The organism is Desertibacillus haloalkaliphilus, from assembly GCF_019039105.1.
Lineage (GTDB): Bacteria > Bacillota > Bacilli > Bacillales > KJ1-10-99 > Desertibacillus > Desertibacillus haloalkaliphilus.
The window spans coordinates 1-405 of the sequence record NZ_JAHPIV010000226.1; the positions used below are offsets into that span (position 1 = coordinate 1).

Genomic DNA, 405 nt, shown 5'->3' on the forward strand with positions numbered 1-405 from the left:
TTTTCCCTTCCTCCTTTTTCTTTCTCCCCCTCTTCCCCTTCTTCCCTCCTTTCTTTCCTTCTTTCTCCTCCCCCCCCTCCCTCTTCTTTCTTCTTTTTTTTTTTCTTCTTTTCCTTTCTTTCCTCCTCTTCTTCTTTCTCTTCTCCTTTCCCCCCTTTCTCCTTCCTCTCCCTCTCTCCCCTCTTCTTCCTCTCTTTTCCTTTCCCTCTCCCCTTTTTTCCTTTTCCTTTTCTTTCCCCTTCCCTTTCCTTCCTCTCTCCTTCCCTTTTTCCCCCTTTTTCCCCCTCTTTCCCCCTCTCTCTCTCCTTTCCCTCCTTTCCCCCCTCTCCCCCCCTTTCTCCCTCCTTCCCTTCCTTCCTTCCTTTTCCCTCCCCTCTCCTTTTCCTTTTTCCCCCCCCCCTTCTT

At 50.1% G+C, this 405-nt stretch carries 1 protein-coding gene; it reads right to left on the reverse strand.

Annotation, left to right across the window (positions count from 1 at the left end):
- Positions 1-405, reverse strand: a 405-nt coding sequence (locus KH400_RS29860; RefSeq protein WP_217228174.1) for a hypothetical protein, incomplete at both ends; no start/stop codon positions are given.